Below are 3,609 nucleotides of genomic sequence, written 5' to 3' on the forward strand. Positions count from 1 at the left end.
AAAAACTGAGGACAACTTCAAAAAAAATGTGGATTGAAAGTGGACATAGTGGTCATGAAAACCCTAAAATCTGTGGATGAAATGTGTACTGTGTGGATACAAACTGTGGATTAAGCAATAAACTTAAGAAAGTACAATAGTTATCCACAAACAAATGATAATCGACGGTTCGATTTTAGGATAGAATGTGGACAAACTGGAAATTGTCAAAGGAGGTCAAACTTGAAAAAATTCATCAATTTCGCAATTGGATCAACTATTATTCTTCTCATAATCCTTCTATACATAAGCTTTAATATTGAAAGAAATATTAAGCTTAGGCATTGGCTCAGTGATCATTTTCAAAATACAGAGATTCAAGTGAGTGAACCCAGTGTTTACTTTTTAGGGGTAAATAATGTTTATAAGGAGACAGCAACCTTTAACTTGGAAAATCCAGATTATATTAACTTACAATGGCTAAAGGATATGGATGTAACTTATCATTATGATTTAAATGCAGAAATACTTTCTCTTATGTGGCAATCTAATTATCTAATTGTTGATAAAGATGGTAGCACGACATTAAACGGTCAAAAAATAAATTTAAGCGTCGACTATCAGTTTACAAATGGTTCAATTTATATATCGATAGATGACTTCAGTCAATTAGAGGGCTTTAGAAAACTTGGGTTTAAAAGTGTAAGGACTGAAGACAATAGTATAACAATCATCTTGAGTGATGCAGTTGACTATGGTTTTACAAGTAGTAAAGAGAAATCCTATTTATTTCAAAGTGTTTCTGAAATTAAAGAGACCTTCCTAATCAAACCTTACCCGACAATTAAAGATGTTTTCACAAGTTTGAAGATACTGGATTCAATAAGTCCAGAGGATTCATTGATTGTTTATGACGTTAACGAAGACACAGTTTTAGCCTTTAATGGTAGAACGATTGGCTACGCCTTAAAAAGTGTGATCCAACCTCAAATACAAGCTAATACATTTATATATCAAACTGAGGATTACTATGAAGATAAGGCTTTGGTAGATGAACCAATATTTTTAGTTTGGGAAGCCGTATATGGTAGAAATCCAAAAACAAATCAAATTCCAGATATGAAGGGTGTGAATGTGGTCTCACCCACATGGATTGAACTAGAGAACTCTCATGGCGATATATCAAGTCAAGTCTCGACAGAATATATTGAATGGACCAAGTTCAACCAATATGAGTTGTGGATACTTGCAACCAATGATTTTGATCCTGACCTGACACATGAGTTCTTGAGCTCATACAAAAGTAGAAAACGCTTCATAGACAATTTGATTACACTTTGCATAGAAAACAAAATAGAAGGGATCAACATTGATTTTGAAAATATTTATATTGATGATAAAGACAATCTTTCTCATTTTATCAATGAGTTAGCTTGGTATTCAAATCAATTTAAGTTAACATTGTCAATGGATGTTACTGTGATGGATGGTAGTGACAATTGGTCTAAGTGTTTTGATCGAAGAGCACTGGGAAAAGCTGTTGATTATTTGATCATTATGACATATGATGAGTACTGGGCTTCAAGTCCGATTAGTGGTCCCGTATCTTCATATGACTGGGTTGAAAATAGTTTAACACGTATTCTTGAAGAAGTACCGGGTAGGAAACTTGTAATGGGCTTACCCTTTTATACGAGGGTTTGGACTGAAACTTTTTCAAACGAAGCGGCTAATAAAGTTGAAGTGTCATCTAACTCAATTGGCATGGTTGCACAAAATAAGCTAATTGAAGAAAAAGAATTAGCGCCTATTTGGAATGAACAGGATGGCCTATTCTTCGTATCCTACTTAGAAGACAATCAGATTAAGAAAATATGGGTAGAGAACGAAACAACTCTGGCAAAAAAGGCCGGTTTAGTTAAAAAATTAGGACTTAGAGGCGTTGCGTGTTGGCGTAGAGGACTTGAAGAAAATAGTGTTTATGATGCAATTCTAAACGAAATAAGTGAGTAGGAGGCTATATGGAACAGCTAGGGATTATCGTCAACATTCGTAGACTTTTTAAATATTGGCTTTTATTAATACTTGGGCTATCTCTGATATTTTATGGGATTATTGGATATTATGAAAATCGACAAATGATTATGCTCAATATTTCTGATGCAGAAATTATCGAGCGTGCTAAGGACCTTGGCATGATTGAAATAAAGGATCAGATTATTGAAAAAACAAATTAAAAACAAAGAAGAGGCGAACATGATTAGAGTGAATGAAATTAAATTTAAACTTGATGAAAAGTTTAATGAAGCAACAGTTACCAAAAAGATTGAACAGAAATTACGACTCAGACCAAATGAATTATTAAACTATAAAATAGTGAGAGAATCCATTGATGCGAGAAAGGAAATCATTTTTTCATATACAATTGATGTAGAAACGACAATTGAAGATAAGCTTTTAATGAAGGGTTTTAATAAGTCACCTGAATCATATGTGCCAATTTATGAATCGCTAGATTTAACAAAGATCGATCGACAAAGTAGACCAATCATCATCGGATTTGGGCCAGCTGGTATGTTTGCAGGCTTAATTCTATCTAAGGCTGGACTGAAACCAATTATATTGGAGCAAGGTGAGCCAGTGGAACAAAGAACAATCAGTGTAGATAAATTTTGGAATAAGGGCGTTTTAAACCCTTACTCAAATGTTCAATTTGGAGAAGGTGGTGCTGGAACATTTTCAGATGGTAAATTGACGACGCGTATTAAGGATAATCGCATAGAATATGTGATTGAGTCTTTTATTAAAGCAGGAGCGCCAGAAGAAATTAGATATAAAAATAAACCACATATTGGTACGGATCGTTTAAAGATTGTTGTTAAAGACATTAGAGAGACCATTATAAGTAATGGTGGTGAAATCTTATTTGGACATGCTGTTGAATCGTTTTTAATAGAAGAAAATCAGATTAAGGGTGTTAATGTAAGAGCGATAGAGACTAATACTGTAAAATCATTTAATGCGGATCAAGTAGTACTTGCCGTCGGCCATAGTGCGCGACCATTAATTAAGCATCTACATGATCTTAAAGTCGATATGGAATCAAAATCTTTTGCAGTGGGCGTGAGAATTGAGCATCCGCAGATCTTAATTAACGCATCACAATATGGGAGTGCACACAAAAATGCAAGATTAGGCGCTGCTGATTATAAGTTGACTCATAAGAGTCAAAATGGCAGAAGTGTTTATTCTTTCTGTATGTGTCCTGGGGGCAAGGTGGTTGCATCTGCTTCTGAAGATGGTGGATTGGTTGTCAATGGTATGAGTGAGTTTGCCAGAGCGGAATACAATGCTAATAGTGCATTACTCGTAAACGTTGATCCAGAGGATTTTGGCGGCAATGAAAATATTTTAAATGGCATTGAGTTCCAAAAGTCACTTGAAGCCAAAGCGTTTCAACTAGGGGGCAGTAATTTTACCGCACCATCTACCACTGTGGGCGAATTTCTAAAGGTGGATGAAAAGAATGAGACCAGTCACATGGATAGGGTTTCCTTTTATCAAGGGCACGGCGTTTCATATGAGGATGCATTCAGTGCGCTTGAGGCAACATATACACCATCAACGAAA

General features: G+C 35.1%; 3 protein-coding genes. All 3 read left to right on the forward strand.

From position 1 onward, the window contains the following. Positions 1 to 222: 222 nt before the first annotated feature. A complete protein-coding gene (locus AC220I_RS19955) occupies positions 223 to 1,992 on the forward strand; it encodes a glycosyl hydrolase family 18 protein (protein WP_486725622.1) in 1,770 nt (589 codons plus the stop codon). Between the two features lie 8 nt (positions 1,993 to 2,000). After that, a complete protein-coding gene (locus AC220I_RS19960; protein ID WP_486725623.1) occupies positions 2,001 to 2,216 on the forward strand; it encodes a hypothetical protein in 216 nt (71 codons plus the stop codon). 19 nt (positions 2,217 to 2,235) lie between these two features. Beyond that, a partial coding sequence (locus tag AC220I_RS19965; protein ID WP_486725624.1) for an NAD(P)/FAD-dependent oxidoreductase occupies positions 2,236 to 3,609 on the forward strand: 1,374 nt, incomplete at its 3' end.

It is taken from the genome of Fusibacter sp., from assembly GCF_057447755.1.

Bases quoted from the DNA above. Each gene is read 5' to 3' on its own strand.
- AC220I_RS19960 (WP_486725623.1), top strand. From the start codon at position 2,001: ATGGAACAGCTAGGGATTATCGTCAACATTCGTAGACTTTTTAAATAT.